27 protein-coding genes and 1 pseudogene are annotated in these 24,650 nt (G+C 41.2%); all 28 read right to left on the minus strand.

What is annotated here, in order from left to right; all coding sequences use genetic code 11:
• On the minus strand, nucleotides 1–843 hold the full coding sequence (gene traN, locus AAC073_RS12830) for a conjugative transposon protein TraN (protein ID WP_339924236.1): 843 nt from the start codon (nucleotides 841–843) through the stop codon (nucleotides 1–3).
• 13 nt (nucleotides 844–856) lie between these two features.
• Nucleotides 857–2,053 (minus strand): conjugative transposon protein TraM, encoded by a 1,197-nt coding sequence (locus AAC073_RS12835; protein ID WP_339924237.1) that lies wholly within the window; start codon nucleotides 2,051–2,053, stop codon nucleotides 857–859.
• A complete protein-coding gene (locus AAC073_RS12840; protein WP_339924238.1) occupies nucleotides 2,043–2,483 on the minus strand; it encodes a hypothetical protein in 441 nt (146 codons plus the stop codon). Before AAC073_RS12840 ends, AAC073_RS12835 begins: the two co-directional genes overlap by 11 nt.
• A complete protein-coding gene (gene traK, locus AAC073_RS12845; protein WP_339924239.1) occupies nucleotides 2,461–3,072 on the minus strand; it encodes a conjugative transposon protein TraK in 612 nt (203 codons plus the stop codon). Before traK ends, AAC073_RS12840 begins: the two co-directional genes overlap by 23 nt.
• 11 nt (nucleotides 3,073–3,083) lie before the next feature.
• Nucleotides 3,084–4,256 (minus strand): plasmid transfer protein, encoded by a 1,173-nt coding sequence (locus AAC073_RS12850; RefSeq protein WP_339924240.1) that lies wholly within the window; start codon nucleotides 4,254–4,256, stop codon nucleotides 3,084–3,086.
• Nucleotides 4,253–5,053, minus strand: coding sequence for a hypothetical protein (locus AAC073_RS12855; protein ID WP_339924241.1), 801 nt, complete (start codon nucleotides 5,051–5,053; stop codon nucleotides 4,253–4,255). The genes AAC073_RS12850 and AAC073_RS12855 overlap by 4 nt, the downstream gene beginning before the upstream one ends.
• The gene (locus AAC073_RS12860) at nucleotides 5,050–5,709 is read right to left on the minus strand and encodes a hypothetical protein (protein ID WP_339924242.1); all 660 of its coding nucleotides are present in this window, start codon (nucleotides 5,707–5,709) and stop codon (nucleotides 5,050–5,052) included. Before AAC073_RS12860 ends, AAC073_RS12855 begins: the two co-directional genes overlap by 4 nt.
• Entirely contained in the window at nucleotides 5,706–6,353 is a 648-nt protein-coding gene (locus AAC073_RS12865; protein ID WP_339924243.1) for a hypothetical protein, read from the minus strand. Before AAC073_RS12865 ends, AAC073_RS12860 begins: the two co-directional genes overlap by 4 nt.
• 3 nt (nucleotides 6,354–6,356) lie before the next feature.
• On the minus strand, nucleotides 6,357–7,016 hold the full coding sequence (locus AAC073_RS12870; RefSeq protein WP_339924244.1) for a hypothetical protein: 660 nt from the start codon (nucleotides 7,014–7,016) through the stop codon (nucleotides 6,357–6,359).
• An 11-nt stretch (nucleotides 7,017–7,027) separates the two neighbouring features.
• Entirely contained in the window at nucleotides 7,028–9,526 is a 2,499-nt protein-coding gene (locus tag AAC073_RS12875; protein WP_339924245.1) for a TraG family conjugative transposon ATPase, read from the minus strand.
• 7 nt (nucleotides 9,527–9,533) lie between these two features.
• Entirely contained in the window at nucleotides 9,534–9,809 is a 276-nt protein-coding gene (locus tag AAC073_RS12880; RefSeq protein ID WP_339711900.1) for a DUF4133 domain-containing protein, read from the minus strand.
• Nucleotides 9,809–10,114: a DUF4134 domain-containing protein gene (locus AAC073_RS12885; RefSeq protein WP_014021284.1), complete on the minus strand. Its 306-nt coding sequence runs from the start codon at nucleotides 10,112–10,114 to the stop codon at nucleotides 9,809–9,811. The genes AAC073_RS12880 and AAC073_RS12885 overlap by 1 nt, the downstream gene beginning before the upstream one ends.
• Nucleotides 10,115–10,168: 54 nt before the next feature.
• Nucleotides 10,169–10,489, minus strand: a complete 321-nt coding sequence (locus AAC073_RS12890) for a DUF4134 family protein (RefSeq protein ID WP_339711902.1) — start codon at nucleotides 10,487–10,489, stop codon at nucleotides 10,169–10,171.
• A 1-nt stretch (nucleotide 10,490) separates the two neighbouring features.
• On the minus strand, nucleotides 10,491–10,835 hold the full coding sequence (locus AAC073_RS12895; protein ID WP_014021282.1) for a hypothetical protein: 345 nt from the start codon (nucleotides 10,833–10,835) through the stop codon (nucleotides 10,491–10,493).
• A 1-nt stretch (nucleotide 10,836) separates the two neighbouring features.
• Nucleotides 10,837–11,157 carry a hypothetical protein gene (locus AAC073_RS12900; RefSeq protein WP_014021281.1) on the minus strand — a complete coding sequence of 107 codons (321 nt, stop codon included), beginning with the start codon at nucleotides 11,155–11,157 and terminating at the stop codon, nucleotides 10,837–10,839.
• 8 nt (nucleotides 11,158–11,165) lie between these two features.
• On the minus strand, nucleotides 11,166–11,810 hold the full coding sequence (locus AAC073_RS12905) for a ParA family protein (RefSeq protein WP_339711906.1): 645 nt from the start codon (nucleotides 11,808–11,810) through the stop codon (nucleotides 11,166–11,168).
• A gap of 12 nt (nucleotides 11,811–11,822) precedes the next feature.
• Nucleotides 11,823–13,325 (minus strand): relaxase/mobilization nuclease domain-containing protein, encoded by a 1,503-nt coding sequence (locus AAC073_RS12910; RefSeq protein WP_339711908.1) that lies wholly within the window; start codon nucleotides 13,323–13,325, stop codon nucleotides 11,823–11,825.
• Nucleotides 13,325–13,705, minus strand: coding sequence for a plasmid mobilization relaxosome protein MobC (locus AAC073_RS12915; protein WP_014022473.1), 381 nt, complete (start codon nucleotides 13,703–13,705; stop codon nucleotides 13,325–13,327). Before AAC073_RS12915 ends, AAC073_RS12910 begins: the two co-directional genes overlap by 1 nt.
• Nucleotides 13,706–13,835: 130 nt before the next feature.
• The gene (locus tag AAC073_RS12920) at nucleotides 13,836–14,174 is read right to left on the minus strand and encodes a transposase (protein ID WP_041934817.1); all 339 of its coding nucleotides are present in this window, start codon (nucleotides 14,172–14,174) and stop codon (nucleotides 13,836–13,838) included.
• A gap of 60 nt (nucleotides 14,175–14,234) precedes the next feature.
• Nucleotides 14,235–14,441: pseudogene (locus AAC073_RS12925) on the minus strand (transposase domain-containing protein); the annotation flags it as partial.
• Nucleotides 14,442–14,890: 449 nt separating this feature from the next.
• Nucleotides 14,891–16,339: a matrixin family metalloprotease gene (locus AAC073_RS12930; protein ID WP_014022474.1), complete on the minus strand. Its 1,449-nt coding sequence runs from the start codon at nucleotides 16,337–16,339 to the stop codon at nucleotides 14,891–14,893.
• A 3-nt stretch (nucleotides 16,340–16,342) separates the two neighbouring features.
• Nucleotides 16,343–16,720 carry a hypothetical protein gene (locus AAC073_RS12935; protein ID WP_014022475.1) on the minus strand — a complete coding sequence of 126 codons (378 nt, stop codon included), beginning with the start codon at nucleotides 16,718–16,720 and terminating at the stop codon, nucleotides 16,343–16,345.
• A 361-nt stretch (nucleotides 16,721–17,081) separates the two neighbouring features.
• Nucleotides 17,082–17,387 (minus strand): hypothetical protein, encoded by a 306-nt coding sequence (locus tag AAC073_RS12940; RefSeq protein WP_339924246.1) that lies wholly within the window; start codon nucleotides 17,385–17,387, stop codon nucleotides 17,082–17,084.
• Nucleotides 17,388–17,810: 423 nt separating this feature from the next.
• Complete coding sequence (locus AAC073_RS12945; RefSeq protein WP_014022476.1) at nucleotides 17,811–20,900, minus strand: efflux RND transporter permease subunit; 3,090 nt, start codon at nucleotides 20,898–20,900, stop codon at nucleotides 17,811–17,813.
• Nucleotides 20,901–20,912: 12 nt separating this feature from the next.
• Complete coding sequence (locus tag AAC073_RS12950) at nucleotides 20,913–22,424, minus strand: efflux RND transporter periplasmic adaptor subunit (protein WP_339924247.1); 1,512 nt, start codon at nucleotides 22,422–22,424, stop codon at nucleotides 20,913–20,915.
• 21 nt (nucleotides 22,425–22,445) lie between these two features.
• Nucleotides 22,446–22,667, minus strand: a complete 222-nt coding sequence (locus tag AAC073_RS12955; RefSeq protein WP_339759084.1) for a hypothetical protein — start codon at nucleotides 22,665–22,667, stop codon at nucleotides 22,446–22,448.
• A gap of 19 nt (nucleotides 22,668–22,686) precedes the next feature.
• Complete coding sequence (locus AAC073_RS12960; protein WP_339924248.1) at nucleotides 22,687–23,871, minus strand: TolC family protein; 1,185 nt, start codon at nucleotides 23,869–23,871, stop codon at nucleotides 22,687–22,689.
• 76 nt (nucleotides 23,872–23,947) lie between these two features.
• Nucleotides 23,948–24,397, minus strand: coding sequence for a hypothetical protein (locus tag AAC073_RS12965; protein ID WP_339924249.1), 450 nt, complete (start codon nucleotides 24,395–24,397; stop codon nucleotides 23,948–23,950).
• Nucleotides 24,398–24,650 lie beyond the last annotated feature (253 nt).

The following is a 24,650-nucleotide window of genomic DNA, read 5'->3' on the forward strand; positions in this document are numbered from 1 at the left end:
CTATAAAGTGTCTGCATTTAATAGGTCGAAATAATCTATTTCAAGTATCAAAGTCCTTCCGGACAATTGTTTTTCGGTTAGTTCTATGGAAAGCACCTTGTTATTGGGGAAGGAGAATTTTTCCAACACATAAATGTTTCGGTACTTCCTTTTGAAGTTTTCCTTTTCAAAAAGGGTAAATACAGGCACCATTTCTATGGCCTGTACATTGGTAGCCTTGGCTATTTTTTTATCCTCCACTCTAAACCTGATCTGGTCAATATCAAATTTCAGATTGGTTTCGTTGGTATAGGTAATGTCTAGGAAAATGTAATCATCCAGGGTATGGATATGATTGACATTGCCAGTGATGCCATATTGGGAATTGTAAAGGCCAATTTCATTCTCTTTTCTCTTATAAGCATCCATTGAAAATTCTCTCAATTCATTTTGAGTAAGCGGTACCAGCCCAATACCTAAAGGACTCATGTTTTCAGGGGTGATTTCTAGCAATGTGGGCAAATCCTGATTGCCTGAAGCATATTGCACTTCATATTGGGCTATGAATTTTTGGCCGACAATGGTCACTACTCCAAGATTCTGCTTAGATTCCATATTGTCTGCTGCACTGATTTCCTGCATTTTAATACGGAAAACATTGTCCAAAGGCAAATCACCCACCAGTCCTTCGCTGGAAATATCTACATACTGTATCGGCTCGGGCGAATTAAAATGGAGGGTTATGTTTTCCCTGATGTAAAGTTTTTCTTTATTGGAATGGGAATCGTTTGCACCAATTTCCTGGGCAATTGTAGCAAAGCCCAATAGGTTGCAAAGGCACATTATTATGATTAATCTTTTCATATCATTATGGGTTTTAGTTTGAAAGAATGTCCGGGTTCAATTGTTCCGGATCAATAAGATAGATGACGGTGCCATATTTTAAGTTGGCCTTGTTTTGCCGGATCCGTTTGGACATGGCCTGGGAACTGGAAGTGAACACCTTTTGAAGTGCTGACAAGTACATTTGATTCATAGAGGAGGCTCCTTGGTTCATCTGAAGGTTAATCCCTCCTGTAACATTGCCTCCGAGGTCTTTTGAAAATTCCCTAAAGGAACTGGCAGGAACATAAAGCCCTTCCATGCCGTCTTGATCATAGATGTTCAATGCTATGGGTAAAATTTCATCTTCCACCATCACACTGCTGACAGTCAATTTCACTCTTTGTGCCTCATAGCCGCTGATCCAAGCATAGAGGTATGTCCCTTTAGGAAGTTTCCTTGCACCGATCTGTATATCTTCCAGTAAGCGAATCCTGATTCTTTCTCCCAAAGTACCTTTGCGGATTTCCTGATCAACGATTGCCTGGATGAAAGAACTTTGGGAAGTTTTTCTTACGGTATTGAAATGTTTATCCGTTTGGCCGGTCTTGGAAACCTTTAGCCTAGGTTTTTGGGGATTTTGAGTCTCCCTTTCAATTTTTTCTTCCGTATCTTGAAGTGCAGGATCATTGGCTTTTGAGATGGAATCCACAAGGGCCATTTGAGCCCGAAAAAGATCCATGGGATCTTCATACCTTGGCTCCTCATTGGTATCTTGTTGTCTTTCCATTTGGTTTAATGCCTGAAGAATAAGTTCATCTTCATCGGTATGGGCAGTGGGATTATTTTCGACTTCCAAATCAGGCGTTGGTCTCCTTTCTATTTGTGGACCAGGCTGATTAAGGGTGTTTTTTAAAGCCAAATCAATGGAATCCAGCATCCTTTTTTCTGCTTCATTGTATTGGGAAAGGATTTCATCTTCCTGTTCGACTTCAACCCTCATATTTTTGATGGCTGTGTACCCATCCGCTCTTTTGTACCTGGACCTGAATGCGTCGAGTTTGCCATCGATACCACGGTTTCGAACCTGATCAGAAACATTTCCTACACTTTCCTGCAGGTCTGCTTTTCCACTGTCATCTTCCTTTTCTTCTTCGCTATAAAAAGACTGCATGCCAAAATTCAGCAAAAGCATAAAGGGCAACAGTATAAGCGGCAAGATGTATTTTGGTTGTTTGAAGTCAATCTTCATGGTCTTTTGAGTTTAATTTTTGATACTTTTCAAGTTCAGAAATGGCATTCTCAAGAAAAATGCTGTCTTGTACATTAATTTTTTCCTGAGCAATTATTCTTTCTACTTCATGCTTTAGCTGCCCTATTCTCTTTGCCTTATTACCAATTTGAAAAAGCGCAGCAACTTCATCAGCTACTCCGGATCCCAGTACTTTAGCCTCCTCCATAAGTTGGTCTGCTTCCGGTTGTTGGGAACCCTTAAATGGCAGGATGATAAAAGTGAGCAGAGCAGAAACAATAAGGCTGAACACCATCCCCGAAAAGCATTGTTTGGGATACTTATCCAATATTTTACTTATACGTTTTCTTCCCCTTTCATGCAGGGTACTGAACTCCTTTCTTATTTCTGTAAAGAGCGTATTATTCTTAAAAGGTGTTTTTCGAAACATGGCTGAGGTCTTTATTTTCCAGTGTTTTCCAATTGGTGATCAAAACTCCATGGCTGTTGTTTTCTGACCTTGGGATATCCATCAAATACCCTTCTGTAATCAGGGACCTGGTGATTGTGGCACTTCTCCTTTCGATTTTCTGCTTGCCATAGAAAGTGAATTTATTGCTGGGTTCCAGGGCAATGGAATCCGTCTGTAGTGTCAGTACCGAACTGGAACTGAGAATGGAATTAAAATAGCCCCTTTCTTTCAGGTTGTTGTATTGCAGCACACCTGATTCATCTGCCAGGTACATGGCTTTTTTCATCTGGTATTCAATGTGCTTGTCATCTGGAGTCAGGGAGAAAAACAGGCTATGAAACAAGTCCACTGCCGCCCTGTATTCGGCAGGCCTGTTCATTTGCATATTTGTCTGTTTGGCCAGAATGGGAATATTGTTGTCCAGGATATAAATGGATTGCCTTGCATTAGATACTTGCTTGTAAGCAAAAAAGGAAACTCCCATACAAATTATAACGGCAGTAATAAAGCTCCCTAAGGACAAATAAGTAGCCAGTTTAATTTTCGATTCTATGTTTTTTATGATCATGGTATTGAAATTTATTTTCCTAAAATCCCTCTAACTGACATCCGGGAAGCCGTTCTGCTAAGAGTAGAACCTGTCCTTCCCATAGTGGCGGAAGCTGAGGTAATTCCCGAGGTACTGATGATCCAGGTGGAGATTGAGGGTACCGTGGTGATAGCGATTGCTCCAACCAAAAAACTTACGATGACCAAGCCAAAGGATAGAATGCCATTTCCTGCCATCCATGCCAATTTGGACAAAACCTCATCTCCACCGGAGGTATCCAGCAGAGCTTCATATTTCTGAATTTCTTGTAGAAAAGCATATTCCTGCATCAACCCACACACGTATAAAACCAGATAGGCAATGCCCACATACAGATTGACTGCTAAAAAACGGGCAATCCATGTGGTAAAAGCGTCCCGAAAGGCTGGTAACACGCCTACGGCCAATGAAAAGGGACCCAAAATCACCAGAATGGTTGAATAGATGATTTGAATGAAAAAGACAAAATAGACACAGATTCTTAAAATCCAGATGGCCAATAATTCCAGCAACTGGGTGACCAATAGTTGCATATTTGTCTGCATCCTTATTTTCATTTGTACCAGCGGGCCATATACATTGTCGGTAAAAAAGCCTTTAACTCCATCCACCATGACGGTACCCAAGCCTTTGTCTGCTTCCTCGGCTTGTTGGGATGCCAATTCAGTGGTTGCCTGGTATTCAACCATTTTGTCAGCCACCTGAATAATATACACCGCACGGTCTAGCCTCAAAGCATTGATCCGTTCGTTTTGGGTAGAAAACATGGCTTCTGTTTTTGCGGAAATCAGGTCTGTGGGAAAAGCAATTATCCTACAAAACATGCCCCACCACATGGTCAGCATTAATAAGCCAAAGGGTCTCAAAAGTGGCATGATTTCCATTTTCTTATCCCCCACCATCATTTCATAGGATTTAATTGAAAAGAAAATCAGCATAAAAATGCAGGCCAGAGCCTGGGCATCTTGTATAAATGGGCCAAAATGAGAATAGGCATAATCGCGCATTCCTTCAAAAAAGCGCATGACCCCTCGATCATATACACCATTTCCCTGTAGAAAGGAAATGGCTTCCTTGTACTCTTCTGGGGGAACTGGTACCTGGGCATTTGCCATCGGTAGCATCAAAAGGATTAAAATGAGTGTGGTTCCAGTTTTTTTCATCGCAGTATGATTCTTCTTTGTAAAATTCCCGAAAGGATTTCTTCCTCTTGATCTGCTTGTTCCAATAATTGTTCTTTGCTGTTTTGTCTTTTTTCCATGCTTTTCCGGAAAGTCAGCATTTTCTGTGATAGGGCCAATTTGTACTCCCAGTTGCTTTGGAGTTTCCTCAGGTCCAATAAAATCCTGTGGTACATAAGCATCCGCTGCCCTCTTTCCATATCCTGCGTTTTCGCAAACCCGTACCTTTCTTCAAGACTTTTCATCCTTTCCAGGTACCAGTCATAGGCACCATTTTGAAGCATATATTCCTTTACCTCTGTGGCACTGTTTTGGAATGCCTGAGTTTCAATTTTATCAAGCGGTTCGAGTTCTTTTTTGTAATAGAGTAAGTACAATGGGTCCGATCCCGACAAGGCACCGGATATGCGCTTTATCTCCCGAAGTGCCCTATTTTTAACCGTATCAGCCTGCTGTTTGTAATAATCTGAGGAGATTTTCATGGCAGCGGCCAATCCAAGTCTTTGGGTCTGCTCCCCGGAAGTAGAAAGAGGCCTTCTGTCCAGATCGGGATAGTCGGGATGCAAGGCCCAGGTTAAAAACCAATTGGAGTTCGTAGGAATACCAAGGAAGCGCTTAGGCCCGGGAAGAAAACGGTCCTCATCCCATTGCTTGAAGACCATTCTTTCCTGTTGTGCAACAACCGCTTTGTCTTGAATAGGAGTTTGTGCTATAGCTGTTGTCATATAAAACAGGAACAGGCCTGTGGTTAATATTTTAATTTTTCTTTTCTTATTCATCGCAGGCTTTGTTTATGGATAAGGATTTGATTGATTAGATTTAAATTCTGATCGATATCAGCCTGGTACGGATTAAGTCCTTTTATTACACCATTGATATTTGCCCAATACATGGATTTCTTCACTGCCAGAAGGTAACTTGCTATGAGGTCAATTTCATTTTGGATTTTCACCAACAACTGATCCCTCACATTGGGATTAATCAGTAAATTTTCTCCTTCCTTCAGAACAAATGCCGAAACCTCTGATACGAGTAAAAAACTTCTTTCCTTGGCTTGGCGAATATAGGTTTCTGCAAAAAGGAGTAGGACAGGATTCTTAGAAGCAATGGTCATGGTTTCATCGCTCAAGGAATAGATTCTTTGCAAAGTCTCCCCTATCTGTTTTACCTGAATAGCATCCTTCAGCCCTTCATTTACCTGACTCAGGGACCGGTAAATCATGGTTTCTACCAGTGCCAGACTGGACACATTCAAGCCAATGTCATCGGTATTTACCCGAATCCTTGTAAGGCTTTCCTGGTAACCAATTTCAGATACATTTCTAATGGCCGCATTTTCATTTACAATCAAAAAATGCTCACGGTCAAATACCACCGTTTGAGCAAACAACGGAAGGGAATTAGCCAAAAGAAATAAGATCAGAAGTTGTTTCATTTTTTTATTAGTTGAGCGTTTTCCAATATTTCATCTACTGTTGCTGAGCCTTCCAAAAGGAATTCAGGATAGGGACTCATTCCTGATTTCTGACGGATATAGGACTCCAAGCTTTGGGAGGTAGCCAGTGAGAGTCTATTGATGGACCTCAGCTCATGCAAAACGTGCTGCAATAACAAGCGCCTATCGGAAACCTTCATTTGATTGAGGTCCCCAATAGAAGCCATTAAGCCTATCAGGTAATTCATCAGGGAATAGGAATGCTTGACAAATAGCTTTTCTGTTTCCAGTGCCAGGGGAATTACCGAAGGATCACTTTGGCAATAAAAAACAATTTGCTCCTGATGGTCTATGATAGCTCTTAAAAGTGGATCTGCCGATACGGCAAGCCCAACAGCTTCCACCAAAAGTTGAAGCTTAGCAAAACGCTCCTGAACTGCCCGGTATTTTTCCTTGACCTGGCCCATAAGGTTTCTATTCACTTCTTCATTAATGGCATTTTTAGCTTGTTTGGCCTTTGCCTCGGATTGCTTTTCGTGTTCATTTTTGGAGTCTTCTACCAACTGGTGTAACAGGGCAATATTGACCTGTGCGGCTACAGGGAAAGAGAAGGAAAGTGCCAATATGATCAGAATGATTTTCATGGCTTATTGGTTAAGGGTTTCTCTTTTTCTAAGGATATCATCCATTATGGCAAGGTCCATTTCTATATAGCCTTGAAAAGGATTTAGTGAATTGAAAAGCCCCTTCATGCTTGCAAATTGCATGGAACGGTACATTCCATAAGAGTAAGACCTCAGGATCAGTAGTTCATTTAAAATGGTATTGAGGATTTTTGCCCTTTCCCCTGCATCCATTAGATTTTCCTTGCCTCCTTTCAGGGCAAATTGCTGTACTTCCAACGCCAATGCAGTAGCTCTTTGCTGGAACATTGTGGCATTCTGCTCTGCGAAAACAATAAATTCGGGATTTTCCTTGGCCAACTCCATGATGTCCCGGACATCTCCGGAAATGCCACTCGCAATTCGTGCAATCTCTCTCACATTGGCAAGGTTGGTAAGGATAGCACTCACTTCGGTCAATCCCGCATAAAGCTTTTCCTGTAGGGTATTCACCACGGTAAGTTTTCCAGTGACGGCTAGTTGACCTTTTTCTATTAAAGTCAGATTTTCATTGGTCTTATTGAGTTGGCTGTTAATCACGGCTGCATGGGTAGCCTGCGCTCCCGAAACAGCCGGATCAACATAGACTTGCGCCTTCAACCATCCGCTGGTGAAAATGAACAAAAGAAATGTCAAAGTTTTCATGGTATAATTGTTTAGTCAGTAAATTCTGTTTTTTCTCTATAAGGAATTCCCAATTGGTTGACCAGAGAAAAGAAACGGTTCAATTCCATTTTTGAATTTTCATAATCCCTTACAAAGTGATCCAAACCTTGCTGATAGCTACCAAAGCGATCTGTATAGATTTCCACAGCTGCCTTTTCCGGCTTTTCAGTGGTATAGGTCAAATACTGATGAAGGGATACTTCCACGCCATATACCTCTCCGCTGGCACCTCTTCGGATGTAAACCTCCTTGAATCTGCCCCGGCCTTCAGTGTTGTCAAACTGGTTGATGGTAAAAATCTTTTTCCTTTCATGCTCATTGATTGAAAGCAGGGAAGCGATTTCATTGTAATGGTCTTTGAATTTTGCCTGGTCCAGCAAAATAATGGTATCCGAATTGTTCACAATGCTGTCTTTTACCACTGTGTTTCCTATGATGTCCCCCAACTCCTGGGTCACTACAATGGCTTCTCCCCAAAATTTTCGGACTGTCTTGTATAGGTATAGAATATAATTGGCCATGAGTGGTGAGGCGATCGCTTTCCAGGCTTCTTCAATGATCAGTGCCTTCCGCTGCTTGCTCCGAAACCGCATTTTTTGAATGAATACATCCATGATGATCAAGGTGACAATAGGGAACAGCACCTTGTGCTCTTTGATGGAATCTATTTCAAAAACGATAAATGCTTCTCCAAACAAGGACTGATCTACCTCTTCATTCAATAGGCTACCATACTCCCCTCCTTTGTAAAATTTCTTGAGCACAAACCTGAATTCATCTATATTGAAAGGAATATTTTCCTTTTGAATCAATTCAGGAATGAATGTCAGTGCAAATTCATAAAAGCTATTAAAACAAGGGCGGTCAATTTTTGACAACTCATCAAAATACACCTGATAATAAGCTGAAATGGTATTGGAGATTACATCCGATTCTACCTGGGAGATCTTGCCATCCGCAGACTTCCACAATACACTAATTAAGGTAAGCAGGGCATCCTTTTTTTCGATGTTGTATTCTTCCCTGGTAATGGCAAAGGGATTGGTGGTAATGGGATCCTTTTCTGAATAGGTAATGTATTTGCCTCCATAATAGGCACAAAGACCGGAATAGGAATGACCAGTATCCACGATAACCACGTCCATCAGCCACCTTGGTGTTTCACTTTTATTGTACATGCAGTACTGTTCTACCAGCGCATTCATGAAAAATGATTTACCTGAACCAGAGGGCCCCAGGACAAATTTATTCCTGTTATTGATCCGGTTGGTCTGCATGGGCAAGTCTGCGGGATCAATCTTTACCGGAATACCTTGTCGATCCGTTAGCCTGATTTGAAAATTACTGATTTCATCCTCACTCATGGATTCCTTGAAGAAGAAGCACAAAGCTGCATCTGAGGTGGTCAGAAAATAATCGTAAGGTTTCAGTTCTGAAGTGTTGCAGGGCAAAACGGTCCTGAACAATTCCAGTTGGTTGTAAGCATTTTTTGACGGTATGATCCCCTGCTGAAAAAGGGAAGACTCAATAAAATTGGAGGTTCCCTGAATCAACTCTTTTTCTCCGGACACCAGAATGTTAAAATGAGAATTGACCAACAACTGATTGTTTCTAGCGATGTCTTCCAATAATTGGTCAATGTCTTCCACACACATATTGTTGGCCGAATCAGGAATTCCTGAATGTCTTTTTCGTTTTAGTTCCAACTTCCTTTGGGTGCTGGTCTGTGGAACAATTTCAATCACCTGATTATAAATAATGGTTTTAAAATGCGGAACAGAAAACAAAAACCCCATATTATCGATCGGAAAACCTTTCAAACTTTCCTTGTCTGACCTTTCCATATGGGTATCCACCACTTGGGGCAGGTCGATGGTGTCTGTGTTGACCAAACTGATAGAGCGGACTGCTGTATCCCCCATTTCAAGCTGTTCATCTCCTGCAAGCAGATTGTTCAGGCAAAGCTCTTTATCATAAAAATTCATTGAAAGAATCTGCCTGATGTACCGATTGATCTGATTTTGATTCAGCGCATTTACAGGTAACTGGCTTCGAACAAAGAGGTCTGCTACTTTGTCTATGGTTTGTGTGAAATCATTTATCTGTTTCTGGCTGTAAGTGTAAAAACCGGGTTTTGCTTTTCTTGTAATCACCAAAAGCGTCTGATGGGAGGTATAAACCCTTCCTCTAAAATGCTCATCGTATTTCCTTTGCAGGTATTCTCCAGTGGATTTAGGGTTGAATTTTTTTCTGCTCAGAATGTCCTGTTTTTGTACAATGTATCCTTCCCCAAGAATTTTGATCGCATTGACATAAAGTTGGTGAAAGTTGTCATAGTTTCCCGGATCAGCAGCATACTGCAGGACCGGGTTTTTCACTTCCAGAACTACCCCAAATTCACCTTTTTCATTGTATAGAATATCGTATCCATTGCTATGATCTATCCCGATATAGGGTAACTTAAAGGCTGTCTTTTTGCGTTTAGGCATAATTAATTCACTTAAGGTCTGTAGGGTGTAGAAACACACCTTGATTTCGTGTTTTATTGTGCAGGCCTTTTTTCTGTTGTAGGCTGGTAAAATAAAGGCCACCTATAATAGTACCGATGGTCAGCAATCCCCCGAAAACCATGTTGGTAAAGCTTCCGATCCCCCCTCCCAGGACAAGGCCCATCACCAGAGAAGCAATGCCCCAGCCGATGAATTTTCCTTGAAACCCTTTGTACATCAGTGGTTTTTGGAGTCCTTTATAAATGGGAAATCGTTTGCTCATCAAACACCGAAAAAGGCCTTAATAACTACGCTCACCAACACCATAAACAAGCAGGAGCCTCCCCAGCCCATCAGCTCTTTGTTGATGTCCTGGTCTCCGCTATTCCATTTGATATAGACCCTTACCCCGCCAATGATCCCTACTACTGCACCAATGACCAGACAGAGAGAGGCCACGGGATCTACATAACCTATGAGAGAAGATTCTGCGGCTGTAATGCCTTGTACTCCCTGAGCATTTGCCTGAACCAGTCCAATGACTGCCATAGCAAGGGTTCCGATAGCTTTTTTGTTGTTTTTGTTCATGATTAGTTGATTTAAATGGATTGTATATTATGGTTTAAAATTGATTGGTCTTTATTAGGCTATGGGTACCTGGTAAAGGGCACTTAGGAAGACTCCCAATACAGAAAGAAATATACAGGCCCCAAACCATCCTGCTACCTCAATATCGATGTTTCGCTTGCCCATTTGCCAGTTGTTATATATCCTCAATCCACCCAATAGGCCAAAGAGGGCACCCAGTATCAGCACCGCTCGAGAGAGTGCCCGAAAGTTCTGGGCCATTAGGTTTTTTCCTTCGTTGATCTCGGATAGGCCCGGAGGTGTTTGGGCTGTCACTTTCAAACAGATGACAGAAATAATTAAGGTTACCATCAGTATGAGGAACAAGTTTTTCATTTCAGTAAACAAGATTTTTCTTCACCTCTATCATTTCATCCTGTGCCAGTCTAAACAGTTCTGTCATGCTGCTTACTCCTCCTGAGGATACATTGACATTTTCTCCATAGAGTTTCCATTGCTGGTTTTCCTCATCCGAGCTTTTAGTTGCTGGTGAAGAAATATCATTTTTAACTACCTCTTCATCGATAATGGTAGTTTGGGTTTCTTCCGGCAACTCCATCAGTTCCTGATTGCTCATTTCAAAAGAACCCTTTTGGAGCTTTAGCAGGTCAAGCACCACCAATACCCCATAATAAAGCAGGTATCCAGATGCCAAAAATTTTATAAATTCAGTCCAGTTCATGTTAGAGTTTTTTAAATGATTTTCTGATTTCGTCTATCAGTTCCGGATGGTCCTGAAAGAAGCGGGTCAAAAGAAAATTGATAAAGCGTGTTACATCCACGGAAAATACCGGATACATCACTTTCAGAATTTCTTCACTTTTCTCATCGATTTTGATCAGTCGCTTTTTGTCACCATCAATTTTTAGGTCCCTGACCTGCTCCAATAAAAGGTCTATATCACTACTCAAGGCTGTGGGTTTGGTCTGTTTGTTTGCAGGACGCTTTCTTTCCTTTCTGTTCTTTTTCACCGATGTATGACCATTGGGGCGGAAATTGCTCATCAGCGTTTTTATGTAATCATCTTGTGCCATGCCGGGTCTATGTATTCGTTATAAATGGATTCAAAAACAGGTTCGATCACCTCTACGATATTCGAAGGAATGTCATAGGTAGTGATCCGCTGGAAGTCTATCCTTTCAGTGATACTACTGGTGACTGCTCCGAAATTTTTCAGTGCATCCTGAACCGATTTCATGGTTTCGTATTTCACACTGCTCCGCACCCTATTGGGAATAAATATGATTTTGGCATTCGGATTAATTTTTTTGATTACAAAGGAAAACTCGATGGTAGAGGACACGGAGTATTCGTCATAACTGAAGGGACATAGGATGAGGTCCGAATTTTGGAATACCGGAACAAGTTCATCATCATCCATTTTACCCGCCAGGTCAATGATGCTGACCTGATTTTCTTTTTTGGTGTCCTTTTTTTGTATGGCATTAAATTGAGACAATTCGGCAGCCTCTACGGGGTACAATGGCGTGTTTTCAATCACTTCTGCCGCCTGGGCCTTGTTGTAAAGCGACCGTTGAAAGTCCATGTCATAGACCTTTACCGCTTTGTTTTTGGCCAGGGTTAGGTAGTTGGAAAATAGCACCGAAAGGGTACTTTTACCGACTCCTCCTTTTTGGTTTGCGAATAGGATTATCATATGCATTGGTTTTTATCTGATGCTTCTCTTTTTGTTGTCTTTATCTTTGTTTCTTCTCCTTCCATGCATTGCTTCGTCGTCCACATCCTGATGGATGTCCAGGTTAAAAGTGGTAAGTGGGACCACTGTCTCCCGGATTGGTTCGGCATACTCATTACCCGAAGCGTTGGGTAAGACGTTTTCGCTGTCCGCTTGTATAGGTAATTGCAATCTTGAATCAGAATCTGATCCTATATAAGCTGCTTGTTCTGTCCCATTTCGGAGAGGGATTTCCCAAAGTCTGGCAAATCTGTTGTATTCTTTATTTTGCAGAATGGCTTCTAGTCGAATAAAAATTCGCTCTTGAGTGTCCAGTAAAAACAAGCGCTTTTCGTTTACCAGTAGGTGTAATTTGAATTCCTCAAGGCCCATTTGGAGGTTGGGATAATCTTCCAAAACAGAGAGTAATTTCAACCGGTAAGCCGTATTTTCCGGAAAACGTTTGATTCGAAAAAGGGTATCTGAAGCGCCTGTAATTCTTTTATAAGCTGAAATATCTGATGGAAAAAGGAAATTGATTACTTTAACTTTATCTCTTGTTTCTTCCTGAGTCAGGTTTTTAAGCGGATAGATTTCACCTCCCTTAAAGATGATTTTCCTGCTATGGTCGATAATCGTATAACCATAAGGTGTCTTGCCATTCCTGCCATGAAACACCAGTTCTATCCCAAATTTTTCCTTGAGAAAGTCGGCCATTTCTGACCGGTAACCCTTTGGTTTACCAAGGCGATTGCCTTTCAGCGGTTCAAATATTGGAACAGGTTTGCTGCAGTAAACCTTCCTGTACTTTTCAAATAAGGCATGGAGCTGCTTTTTCCTTGCCTTGTCAATGGTATTGGCATTGGTCTTGTGCTTAATTTCCTTTAGGGAAAGTTCGCCTTGTAGCAAACCAAATTTATACAGGAACAATTTATCTTCTTTTTCCTGAAGGTTATATCCCCGAGTTTCAAGGTATAACTTGGCCTGGTTGAGGGTGGAAAAGGAAAATGATTTTAACTGATCCAGTATCTTCCTGCATTCCTGCGCCGGATTCCGTTCCATGATCTCCAGCATGCATTTTTGCGCCCTGATTCTTTCCATGCTGTCGTTAATCTTTTTGCCATCCTTGCCGATTCTGGAAGAGACCATATGGACATGGTTGTTTTTTGTATCTCCATGGAATACGATCAGGAAAGGATTATTGCCATAGCCCATTTTTTCCAACCACTTCTCTGCCATTTTGGTAAGTTCCTTCTTGTTGTATTCTCGTTCCTTGCAAGAAATCATGGCATGGAATTGTTTGGTTTGTACCCTGGTATTCCGGTTAGAATGGACTTTTAGAAAAGTTTTCATTTCAGCAGGACTTACTTTTTGGGCCGATTGCAGGTAACCGAAATTTTTGAATTTCATCAGCTCACCTTTACCGGACTGCATTTTGTTGGTGTTGTAGGACACCCCTTTGAAAGTACTGGTAGAGGATAGGATTTTGACTGTCATCAGCTGATGGATTTATAGATTTTTCGGAAAGTCCTGTTCATGTCCTCCTGAAAGTCAAGGTGCCGGTTTAGAAGCGTATTAAATCTTACAAATACCTTAGGGTCCAGGTCACTTACCTTGGAATATTGATTGGCATGCCTGGCCAGTTGATTGATATTGTTGTTTACCCGGCCCTGTTCGGCTGCAAGGTCAGACAGGGTATTAAGCAATTTATCTGTCTTGATAATGGATGCATCTCCCTGGATTTTCCGGATCAGGTTCCTGAGCGTATCGCTTCTGGAAATCCCTGCACTCCCAGCAAAATCATCCAGGAATTTTGCCTCCTGCGCTTTAAGCCTAAAGGTGATTTTGTGTGTTTTATTTTCCTGGGTATCTTTCATATTTTTCAGGTTATCTGGTTCTTGCTAATTACTGACAGACCCAAAGAGAAGGAAAAAATATAAGGAAGGAAATACGTAAAAAGGGCTATTTTACGCGGATACGTAGGTATGCGTATATAAGAGTGGAGGTTTATGTAGGTATATGTACATTGACTGCTTGGTTCCTGTCAATTACCATGTTAGCTGCCAGGGTATTTAAACGCTCTCTTTCCAAAACTTCTTCCAGTTTCTTTAACCTACGGGCCATAATTTCTGGTGTATCAATTAGTGGATTTTGGTGCTTTTTAGGGGATTGGTCCATAATGGGTGATTTGGATTCTGGTCCAAATTTAGGGAGCCACTGGCTAACGGAAGCAGAAACCGCTAAATTAAATTTAACAGCGGTGGTTCTCATGCTGTCATCAGAGTTCAGATAATGCCGAACAACCTTTTTTTTAAAATCGTCCGAATAGTGCTTTACTATTTTCATGGTTTAAAAGTATCCGTCCGAGGAACCCAAGCTAGGAATTAGTGTAGGGAATGTTTATAGTCAGGCCTTAATTCTATATTCCTCCCAGTCCAAGGGAAGGAGCTGGTAGAGAACTTTTTGTTTGTGGGACTGGATCCTTTCAAAGACATCTTTCAGCCACTCAAACTCATTGACATTGTTATTCTTGCAGCTGGCCATGAAAGAATACATGCCTGCAGCCATTTCTGCTGCCTTATGCGATCCTGAAAACAGGTAAGCTTTTCGTCCTGTCTTATGTAAGGCTTTTCATAACCTGGGGCGGAAAAACTACCTGTTCACAATCTGCCAAAAGCACGGTGTAAATCCCCATGATCGGCTGCTCGAAGTGCATCGAAAACTCAACGACCTCAACTATGAAGGTAGATTCTCCGACCTGCTGCCCCACAGGTGGAAACATCACCACGTGAACCCAAGCTAATTATTAATAGGAGGTTGGCCGTTTGCTTACGGTTTTTTCTCGATGCATACCCTCCAGGCACCGCAAAAATTCATCAACCAGCGGATCCGTGTCAAAAACAAACCACAAAACAACCCGGAGGAGGCTAATATCAACCTTTCCTCGGTGGTTACTTATTCGTTTTCCAAGAGAGTCAAGCTATCATTGGATAACTCTTGGCGAGTGGTGTCTGGGATCAAATTCTGGAGGCCGGCCAATCAAAGGTTTTTACTGTTATTTTCTATTCTATTTTAATTTTTTTCACTTGATACCTGTCACCGATGGAATAAGTCACATGATAAATACCGGGCTGAAGATCGGAAACATCTATGGTAACTTCACAGCTGTCTACTGAAATGCTCTTTCGCAGAGTATTTTGGGAATCCATAACTAGAATTTCCCCTTTGATATTTTCTTCAGTTTCACTCCTGAGATGAAGTATATCATTGACAGGATTGGGATAGGCAGTCACACTGTTGTCCTCAATCCCAAAACAGGCCATAGGATAGAGGGAGACGGTGCCCCTTGGTCCCTCGCAGGCATCAGGACCATTGGAAACATTGCAATGCACGGAAATGTAACCGCTGCTGCCCACATTAATATCTATGGACTGTGTGCCCTGTCCACTTAGAATGGTGCCGCCATTGACCGTCCAGTCATAATCCACTTGAGTGATATTGGCAACAACGGTAACTACTTGGTTTGGGCTAACACAAGTAGGATATTGATAGAAATCAAAGTCTGGATATTCCGGTCCTACTTGGATTTCCCTGGTAATTTCCGTATTAGCACATCCCGTTCCCTGTAAGGTATAGGTCAAGGTAGCCGTCCCTGAAACAGTCATAGGATTTACAAGATTTAGGTTTGCTGTTGTTCCTGTGCCGGAACTATTTGTGAAAATATGGGATGGGCTGACCGTCCATGCAACTGATATACCAGCTGGTACATCCTGAATCGTATATGACCCGCTGGAACAAAGAGCATCAGGGCCATCAACCAATTCCCCACTATTAGGTAAACCATAAAGATTTTGTATCCCAGCTATATCATCTTGTGTCAAAAACCGATGAGACCCATTTTGTATCCAAAGAGCATGACCACCTGCCATCAATGCAGTATTTACATTAGAATGATCCAAACCTATGGCATGGCCGATTTCATGGGCAGCAAAAGTAACCAAATCCATAGGTTGGTTATCATTACTTGTTTCAGCTATGGTCCAATCTTCGCTTTCATCAAAATGTATATCTCCAGCAAGGGGGTTAGTGGTTTCACCAATAAGTGCGTGAGCATACACCCCATTAGGTCCATCAAATGGAGCCCCATCTCCATGGTTCCACGATCTCCAAGAAATAACTATGTCTGCATTGTTAGCATTACATACCTCTAAAAAAGCTATATCAGTTTCTGCTTGCCATATATCAAATGCATCTCTTACCCCATCTTCTTCAAGATCCCCGCTAATATCTGGGGTCCCATTATCAAAAAAATACGTAATAATTCGGTCTTCCCATACATTATTCCCATTTCCAATAATAACATATTTAGGATTTATGACGTTTTCGTTGGATTTCTTTTTATCCGGCTTCCCATCAAGAAAGACCATATCAGAATCAGAATTCTGAATGGTTTGGCTGAATACACTAACCGAGCATAAAAGCATGATGAGAATAAAGTAAAACTTTTCCATAATTTAATCCTTAATGATTTCAATACTATCAATATGTAAATAATAATTTTCCTGAGCTACAGTGATAAGGTTAAGCTCATCACAATCTTCTTTTAAATCACCACTTACCACAACTAGCATTCCTTCACTTTTAAATTCTTCAGGTAAATTGCAAATATATCCAAGTATATGCATATCAGGTGATTCACCAGTACTTATATAATACATTTGGTTCCTGTTGTCCAACAATACCATTCCCTCTTTGTCTACCCACTGTTTGATGGTTTTTCTTCCGGGGTCACATGCGGCCAGTTCACAATTTGTAGGCTCTTCTTCTTCGCAACCAAACCCCAAGAGGCTTAATAGTCCACCTAGAAATAAGAGTATTTTGAATTTTTTCATATTATTCTAAATTTTAAGAATTGGTAATAATTTTTGGATTAGAAAATTAGAAAATGCTGATCTAAGTCCCGGAATTATTTAAGTTGACCTCGTGAGAAATACCAAATTTTGATTGAACACCATCCTATTTTCATATTTGAAAAAAATTATTGAGCCACACTTTCCTTTAAGACTAAATGTTAACAATTTTTATTCCTAATACTTAATTTTCCCACATTTTCTTAAAAAATAAAGTGAATTATTGACAAACGGTACATCGGGGAGGGAAATTTTATTTCAAGGATCCAAAATGACCCCGGCTAGGTGTAGTTTATGCCTTCGTGAGCTGGGTGTAGGTTTGCAAAACACCCTTCTATTATTTTTAATTTGCAATTGGAATTGGACGGAATTGCCAATGATCCACGGCTATCAAACCTTCTAATCCAGCATAATTTCTTGCACTCGAACACATGTAGTCCTTTGGTTTTTCCACGATTCCTGCCCTTACCGGATTCTCATGTATATAATTCATTCTACTTTCAATCATTTCAGTTCGATAAAGTTCGATAGCATGGTTTTCATGTGTCCAAAATTGCATCTCCCCAGTTCTTTTATTAAATATCGCATGATAGGCAAAAATTATCTTCAACCATTCCTTTCTGCTTTCCTGAGGGTTTTCAATTATCATTTTTAGCAATTTCTTGCTTGTAAATTTCTTAAAATCACGCACCCATCCTCATTATTTCGCATCTATTTGTTGAACAACCAAGTGAAGGTGATTGGTCATGATGACATAACCAAAGAGGAAAAGTCCTTTTTCCTTTTTACAATAAGCCAGATTTTCCAAGATAAAATCTCTATAGACTTTTCTTGAAAACATAGCTACCCATCCCGCACCTGGGATGTGAAAAAATAGTGCATTTCATCGGCTCTTATTCAGAAAACATCCCACGATCTTCAGTCTATAATTCATAGGCTGAAAACTGAAGACCAATACGTCAAATTGAACAGGATAACTTGTCAGATCATCTCCTTCTTCCTTAGAAATTTAAATAAAATAAACCCCAGGGAATTTCCCTGAGGTGTTATGATTAAAGAAATTAATGAATTATTAAACAATAGATTTTCGCTTGTTTACTAACTCATACACACATGGTATGACAAATAGATTAAGTAAAGTGGCAGAAAGCAATCCTCCCAAAATTACGACCGCCATAGGGCTCTGAATCTCATTTCCGGCCTCTCCTCCTTTGAGTGCTAATGGAATCAAAGCCAGACCTGTAGTAAATGCTGTCATCAGAATTGGGTTAAGCCGATCCATGGCACCTTCAAGCAGGAGTTCGTCTCCGCCTTTCCCTTCTTTCCTAAGATCTTCATAACGTGAAACAAGTAGAATTCCGTTTCTTGTTGCGATTCCGAATAAACTGATAAAACCAATTGTAGCTGCGATGCTAATTACTCCGGAGGTAAAATAGACGATCAGAATTCCTCCAATCAGAGCCAAAGGTAAATTAAGTAATACCACAAAGGAAAGCTTGATGTCCTGAAACTCGTAATACAGCAAAAGGAAAATAATCAGAATAGCCATACCTGCTGTGATTAACAGTAGCTGAGATGCTTTGGCCTCACTCTCAAACTGTCCGTCATATTCTACCCGATATCCATCAGGGAGCTGAATCTCATCTCCGATGATTTGCTGGATATCATTGACAACACTTCGAAGATCCCTTCCTTGAACATTTGCTGCAATTACAATTTTTCGTTGCACGTTTTCTCTACTTATGGTATTTGGGCTACTTACAGAGCTTATATTTGCGAGCTGATCGAGCGGTATCTGGCCTCCGCCGGGAAGAGAAATCAATGCCTGTTCGATGCTTGCTCTTGTACTTCTGGATTCAGCTCTGAACCTTACAACTAGGTCAAAATACTGTTGTCCTTCATAAATTTCACCTGCTTTTTCACCTGCAAAGGCAATATCAACCTGCTCCATCAATTGATACACTGTCATCCCGTTGGCTGCCAGTAATTGACGATTCGGAGTGATCCTCAGTTGAGGAACCTCTACTTGCTGATCTACAGCAACATCAGCTATCCCTTCAATTGGTTTGATGCTCGTTTCGATATTTTTGCCTAGTTCAAACAATCGCTGTAGGTCAGACCCAAAGACTTTGACAGCAATGTTGGCCCTTGTACCAGAGAGCATGTGATCAATCCGGTGCGCAATGGGTTGGCCAAGTGTTATACTTGCGCCTGGAACTACACTCAGTTTGGTTCGCACCTCTTCGAAAAACTCCTCTTTGGATTTATCAGAAAGTACAAACGGAACGTCGATTTCAGCGGCATTTACACCCTGAGCATGCTCATCCAGCTCTGCCCGACCCGTTCTTCTGGTAACAACGTCTACCTCGGGCATGTCCAAAAGCAACTGCTCTACCAGCAATCCTGTCTTGTTACTTTCCACCAAGGACATTCCGGGAATACCTACGACACTGATCACTAACGAGCCCTCGTTAAACTCTGGAAGGAAGCTTCGCCCAAGCTGTGCGAAAAGGATTAAGCTTAGTATAAATGCCCCAGCTGTTAGACCGATGATCCATTTGGGGATTTCCAGTGCTCTTCGTAAGAATCCTGAATAATGCTTCTGTAACCAACGTTCTACTTTGGTTCCTTCAGCTTGCTTCTCAAGTACCTTACTATTTTTCAGCAAGTAAGAACAAAGTACAGGCGTCACCGTCACCGCTACGATCAATGAAGTCAATACCGAGGTAATAAAAGCAATTCCCAGAGGTTGTAATAACCGTCCTTCCATACCACTTAAAAAGAAAAGTGGAATAAATGAAACGATGATAATCAGCGTAGCAATAATGATCGAGCTCCTAATTTCGACCGAAGCATCCTGAACTACTTGAAGTACTGACTGCCTCTCTTCAACAGGCTTACGTACATTCTCTCTCAATCTCTTGAAAACATTCTCCACATCAATAATCGCATCATCCACCAAAGCACCTATGGCAATGGCCATACCCCCCAGACTCATGGTATTGATTGTATAGCCTAAAAGCTTAAGTACAATTACAGATACCAGCAGGGAAATTGGGATGGCAAATAATGAGATTACCGTAGTGCGCCAATTCATCAAGAAGATAAAAAGCACAAGCACCACGAAAAATGCACCCTCAAGTAAAGTTTGGTTCAGATTAGAAATAGAAGCATCAATAAAATTTGATTGCCTAAAGATCTCGCTTTTGATTTCCACACCTGCCGGAAGCGTATTTTGCAAATCCGCGATTGCCTCATCTAGGCTTTCCGTAAGCTCCAGGGTGTTTACATCCGGTTGCTTAGATACAGTTAAAATCACAGCCGAAGATGCATTCAAAGAACCGTCTCCGATTTTGTCCGCTGCCCCGATCTGCACGGTCGCAACATCCTTTATTTTGATGGATTGTCCGTTTACTTGTTTCAATACTGCCTCTTCCAAGTCTTCCACAGCATATGCCCTGCCACTTCCTTTGATGATGTATTGATTTCCAAATTCATTCATTACGCCTCCCGGAGCATTCATATTGGAAGCCCTTACTTTTTCCAATAATTCCCCCAGCGTTACATCGTAATATTTTAGCTTTTCAGGGTTGGCGAAAACTTGATATTGCTTATAATCACCGCCTATCACTACCACATTTGCTATCCCTCCAATGGATTTAATCCGTGGGCGGATGGTCCAATCAGCTAGGGTCCGTAACTCCATGGGAGAAAGGCTATCCGAGGTCACTCCCAAAAGCATGATTTCACCCATTATAGATGAGATAGGTGCCATTGTCGGAGTACTTACTCCCTCGGGTAAATTTTCTTGAACCATAGGAATTCGTTCACTCACAATCTGCCGGGCACGATAGATATCGGTACCCCAGTCAAATTCTACCCACACGATCGATATTCCCGCAGCCGATGAAGAACGAATTCTTCTGACATTGGGAGATCCGTTCATTGCGGTCTCCAACTGGTAAGTAACCAGTTTTTCTACTTCTTCTGATTCCATCCCATGTGCTTCCGTCAAGATCGTCACAGTCGGTGCCGTCAGATCAGGAAACACATCCACATTCATCGTCCGTGCAAGATACAAGCCTGTGACACTTAGTACCACAGCACCAAAGAGCACCAATAATCTATTGTGAAGTGAAATAGATAATATTTTATTTAGCATAGCCCCGATTCATTAATGTTCATGGCCGTGTGCTGGTGCCTGTCCAGACATTGAAGCCATTTTCACCTGATATGCACCACGTGTAACTACCACTTCACCCAGCTGCACGCCTTCTAAAATCTCCACTTCCTCTCCATTTCTTCTCCCAATGCCTACTGGTCTCCTTTCAAAACTTTCTCCTGACAGTTCCACGATCACAGAATAATTACCATAATCTTCCAGTAAAGCTGATTGAGGAATAACTGCTGCCAGTTTGGGGTGTCCAAAAGCTAGTTGAACCTCTGTGAAACTACCTTCAGGCATTTCTACTACATCGTTGATTTCCGCAAATACTGACAGCAGGGGCTGATCACTTTCCACCTCTTTTCCTACAGACAAGACCTTTCCGGTAGTGGCTTTCAGACCAGACCAATGGTCAGATCTGGTTTGATAGTAGATGTCATGGATATTCTGGAGCTGAGTAGCATAGGATGGACTTATCTGGACTTCCAGAAGGCTGGTTTTATGGCTGGTAATTGTCACCAGACTCGCACCCTCAGAAACAAACGATCCATTATCCACAGCTATTGATTTTACATAGCCTTCAAATGGAGCCAGGATTTGCTTGCCTCCTGAGGAATATCCTGCGTTAAGGGTTTCATATGTTGACTTGGCCACTAAATACTTCTGCTCCACCAGCTCAAATTCTGCCTTGGGTACAATCTTGGATTCAAACAATTGCTTCTTTCGCTCATATTCCTGGCTTGCCTGCTCATAGGCCGCTCTGGCTTTCTGGATCTCTGCAGAAAGGTTATTTGAGGTCAATTCCGCACTGCTGACAGACATGAGTACTTGGCCTTTTTGTACTTTCATCCCTTCGTTAAGATTATTGCTACTGAAGTTGATTTTCCCTGAGTTGGGCGCAATAAGGGTCTGGTAATCCGAAGGGGAAACCTTCCATCTTCCTGAAGTAGGGATGGTTTGGTAGATCTCCTTTTCTACAACTTTCGCAGTCTGAAAATCTATTTTCCAAGCCTGTTCTTTAAGAAAGGTGATAGAACCATCATCTGTTTCTGCCGTGTTCAAATCGTTTGCAGCATCTTCCATGGAAGCGTAGACTGTCACACCCTGAATCACTATTTTATCTGTAATTGAAGGAGTCTCGAGCTCAAATACCAGTTGATAGATCCCAGCTTCCCTTGGTTGTAAAGAAGGTTTGAATATTCCAGGGGAATCGGGGGCATCAACCGAATTTCTTATACCGTTTTCCCCCTTGATCAGACTGACCGTCAATGAACCCTCGCGGACTGGCTGATGCCTATCCATAATTGTAAAATGAGCGGCAAATCGACTGGTCCCACCTACAACCAAGGCAGGAAATTCCACGAACAATTCCGTTTTATCCGTCCACACTGTAGCATCTACAGATGGGAATTCTTCTATTTCCACCGCATGCCCACCATTTGCATCATGGGCATGATCCTCCTCTTCCTTTGCCTGACATGAGGCAAGGACGAGGGAAACCATTAAAATAATATATCGCATAATCTATATCCTATGAGAAGATTAATGGTCAGAATGGGTAGTCCCGTCATCGTGGGTATGCTCCGTAGTATCTTTCTCTACCTTGAATTCTTCCTGGTGATGATCTGCATCTTCTGCTTCATGCGAATGACCGTGGGCTTCTACTGAAGTATGCTCGTGTCCATGCTCATCGTTCGTTCTTTTGTTGCCACATGAAACTAAAACCATCAATAGTAGTGCGAATAGAATATTTGAGATTTTCATAATTTTTGTAGTTTGAATGTTATAATTGATGTTTTAATAATTCGGCTTTGGATTGAACTAACTTGTTTTCCATTTCCAGCATGGAATCCAAAGCCTTTTGATAGAATTGCAATTCGATGTAGTACTGGATAAAGGAAAGTTCGCCCAATTCAAATGCCTGAAGCAATAATTCTTCGCTGCCCAAAGATTGAAGAGTGGACTGGTATTCCTGGTATTTTTTCAGCAGCACTTGATATACCTCATATTCACCTAAAAATTCAGTGTGCATCACATCTGTTTTAACCTGGGTAAATGATTTCTGGTAATCATATTTTGCTTCTGCTGCCTTAACGGTATTTCTGCTACTCCATAAAGGGATGGAAACTCCTCCATATATACCTGAATATGTAGATCCTGAAACGCCTTGGTAATTATATCCCGCTGTCAAATTGGGAAGGGACTTGTTTTTGGAAAGTTTGATCTGCTGCTTAGCAACCTTTTCCTGGTCCAGAAGTATCTTCAATTCAGGATCAACCTGCATTTTCTCCTGCCATAGATTTTCAGGATCATCGACGATTAATGACCCTACATAGTCGTTCGGAGCAAAATCCAATTCCTTTCCACCATTCATATTTTTAAGCTGGATCATTATTTTTTTGAGATCCGAGCCTATAATATCAAGTTTAAACTGCTCTTGAATCCATGCTATTTTGGCTTTGTTGAGGTCGAGGACGCCGACTTGCTCTTGCTCAAATAGCTCATTAGTCTGATCAAATATCTTCTTAGACTGCAAGACTCTAACCTTTTCTATTTCCTCCTTTTTGTTCAAGAATATCAGGTCATTCAAGAGTTTCAAAGCAGGCAATAAAACATCTTGTCGTTTCAACTGGTATTCCATAGCATTTTGCGCCTCCTGCATATCGATGAGGGTGCCTCGTGTGCTGTATACTGTGGGTAACTCAAATGACTGCGTTACCTGAAACTCAGTGTAATCTCCCGAGGCATGGTGTCCAAAAGGAAGGTAATATGCTCCCCCCTGTAGATCAGGAAGGTTGTTTGATGCTTTCTGCGATAGCTTTTTACTCTCCAAAAAGGATGAAAAAGCTTTTAGTGTGGGATTGTTTTCTTCGATTTGCTGCAAAGCATCCATGGGATCAGGAGACTGAGCCACGGCTACAAACGAAAACAACCACACGCAAAAAGCGAGTACATTATTTTTTAACATGAAGTTGAATTTAGAATGAATCAATAGTTCTCAATGAAATCAGTTCATTGACTTTGATAGGTTATCAAAGATTGATTTATCCTAAAGTTGGAGGCCCTCGAAGCGGTGAGGAAGTATAGTAATAAAAGTTATTGAGATCAGGTAAAAAAGGAATACCCGTTTTTTTTGAGAGTATAATATCAAGCGGAATTTTCTGCCCGTCCTGTTTTGCAATAAAAAAGTTAGTTTTCTTGTTTTGATTTTGCTCCTTTACACATTTCTCAACTACCAAATTATTGTCAACCAATTGATGTGCGTGGGCGTGGTTGGTTAATAAAAAAGAAATAAAATCGAAAGGATTGTGTTTGGAGGGATTTTGGTTGTTATGGTGTTGACCTTCTTCTTGATGTGAATGATGCGTGCCATTATTCAAATCATGACTATGAGACTCATGATGATGATGAAAATGTGGGAATGAGTTGTGCATCATCATGACTAGCATAATGAGTAACATAAAAGCGCCCCCTATTTTTCTTAATTTTTTCATCAGTTATCAAAAGTATAAATTTTGATTGGTATTTCATATTTTTTAAAATTTTTAAGGAAAGTAATCGGTTTGAAGAATCAAGTCAGACAATTTTAAAAATTATAGATGATTGTTTTCCAAACAGTTCTTTAGTAAGCCATTGCAAATGACTTATAACGGATTACAACTTTAAAGGTAGTTAAAATACAAATGGGGATAATGGCTACTTCACCTTATTGGGGAAAATAAGGCTTATAGGACAGCAGAGAAATTA

The sequence above is a fragment of the uncultured Cyclobacterium sp. genome (genome assembly GCF_963977555.1).
Taxonomy (GTDB): Bacteria; Bacteroidota; Bacteroidia; order Cytophagales; family Cyclobacteriaceae; genus Cyclobacterium.

Excerpts from the sequence above, each read along its gene's own strand:
- AAC073_RS12835 (WP_339924237.1), bottom strand. The coding sequence starts at position 2,053 with ATGAAGATTGACTTCAAACAACCAAAATACATCTTGCCGCTTATACTG.
- AAC073_RS12850 (WP_339924240.1), bottom strand. The coding sequence starts at position 4,256 with ATGAAAAAAACTGGAACCACACTCATTTTAATCCTTTTGATGCTACCG.
- AAC073_RS12880 (WP_339711900.1), bottom strand. The coding sequence starts at position 9,809 with ATGAGCAAACGATTTCCCATTTATAAAGGACTCCAAAAACCACTGATG.
- AAC073_RS12920 (WP_041934817.1), bottom strand. The coding sequence starts at position 14,174 with ATGAAAATAGTAAAGCACTATTCGGACGATTTTAAAAAAAAGGTTGTT.
- AAC073_RS12885 (WP_014021284.1), bottom strand. The coding sequence starts at position 10,114 with ATGAACAAAAACAACAAAAAAGCTATCGGAACCCTTGCTATGGCAGTC.
- AAC073_RS12900 (WP_014021281.1), bottom strand. The coding sequence starts at position 11,157 with ATGAGCAATTTCCGCCCCAATGGTCATACATCGGTGAAAAAGAACAGA.
- AAC073_RS12895 (WP_014021282.1), bottom strand. The coding sequence starts at position 10,835 with ATGAACTGGACTGAATTTATAAAATTTTTGGCATCTGGATACCTGCTT.
- AAC073_RS12955 (WP_339759084.1), bottom strand. The coding sequence starts at position 22,667 with ATGAAAATCTCAAATATTCTATTCGCACTACTATTGATGGTTTTAGTT.
- AAC073_RS12865 (WP_339924243.1), bottom strand. The coding sequence starts at position 6,353 with ATGAAAATCATTCTGATCATATTGGCACTTTCCTTCTCTTTCCCTGTA.
- AAC073_RS12960 (WP_339924248.1), bottom strand. The coding sequence starts at position 23,871 with ATGTTAAAAAATAATGTACTCGCTTTTTGCGTGTGGTTGTTTTCGTTT.
- AAC073_RS12915 (WP_014022473.1), bottom strand. The coding sequence starts at position 13,705 with ATGAAAGATACCCAGGAAAATAAAACACACAAAATCACCTTTAGGCTT.
- AAC073_RS12890 (WP_339711902.1), bottom strand. The coding sequence starts at position 10,489 with ATGAAAAACTTGTTCCTCATACTGATGGTAACCTTAATTATTTCTGTC.
- traN (WP_339924236.1), bottom strand. The coding sequence starts at position 843 with ATGAAAAGATTAATCATAATAATGTGCCTTTGCAACCTATTGGGCTTT.
- AAC073_RS12875 (WP_339924245.1), bottom strand. The coding sequence starts at position 9,526 with ATGCCTAAACGCAAAAAGACAGCCTTTAAGTTACCCTATATCGGGATA.
- AAC073_RS12945 (WP_014022476.1), bottom strand. The coding sequence starts at position 20,900 with ATGCTAAATAAAATATTATCTATTTCACTTCACAATAGATTATTGGTG.
- AAC073_RS12965 (WP_339924249.1), bottom strand. The coding sequence starts at position 24,397 with ATGAAAAAATTAAGAAAAATAGGGGGCGCTTTTATGTTACTCATTATG.
- traK (WP_339924239.1), bottom strand. The coding sequence starts at position 3,072 with ATGATCATAAAAAACATAGAATCGAAAATTAAACTGGCTACTTATTTG.
- AAC073_RS12910 (WP_339711908.1), bottom strand. The coding sequence starts at position 13,325 with ATGACAGTCAAAATCCTATCCTCTACCAGTACTTTCAAAGGGGTGTCC.
- AAC073_RS12940 (WP_339924246.1), bottom strand. The coding sequence starts at position 17,387 with ATGATAATTGAAAACCCTCAGGAAAGCAGAAAGGAATGGTTGAAGATA.
- AAC073_RS12860 (WP_339924242.1), bottom strand. The coding sequence starts at position 5,709 with ATGAAACAACTTCTGATCTTATTTCTTTTGGCTAATTCCCTTCCGTTG.
- AAC073_RS12950 (WP_339924247.1), bottom strand. The coding sequence starts at position 22,424 with ATGCGATATATTATTTTAATGGTTTCCCTCGTCCTTGCCTCATGTCAG.
- AAC073_RS12870 (WP_339924244.1), bottom strand. The coding sequence starts at position 7,016 with ATGAAAACTTTGACATTTCTTTTGTTCATTTTCACCAGCGGATGGTTG.
- AAC073_RS12855 (WP_339924241.1), bottom strand. The coding sequence starts at position 5,053 with ATGAATAAGAAAAGAAAAATTAAAATATTAACCACAGGCCTGTTCCTG.
- AAC073_RS12935 (WP_014022475.1), bottom strand. The coding sequence starts at position 16,720 with ATGAAAAAATTCAAAATACTCTTATTTCTAGGTGGACTATTAAGCCTC.
- AAC073_RS12840 (WP_339924238.1), bottom strand. The coding sequence starts at position 2,483 with ATGTTTCGAAAAACACCTTTTAAGAATAATACGCTCTTTACAGAAATA.
- AAC073_RS12905 (WP_339711906.1), bottom strand. The coding sequence starts at position 11,810 with ATGATAATCCTATTCGCAAACCAAAAAGGAGGAGTCGGTAAAAGTACC.
- AAC073_RS12930 (WP_014022474.1), bottom strand. The coding sequence starts at position 16,339 with ATGGAAAAGTTTTACTTTATTCTCATCATGCTTTTATGCTCGGTTAGT.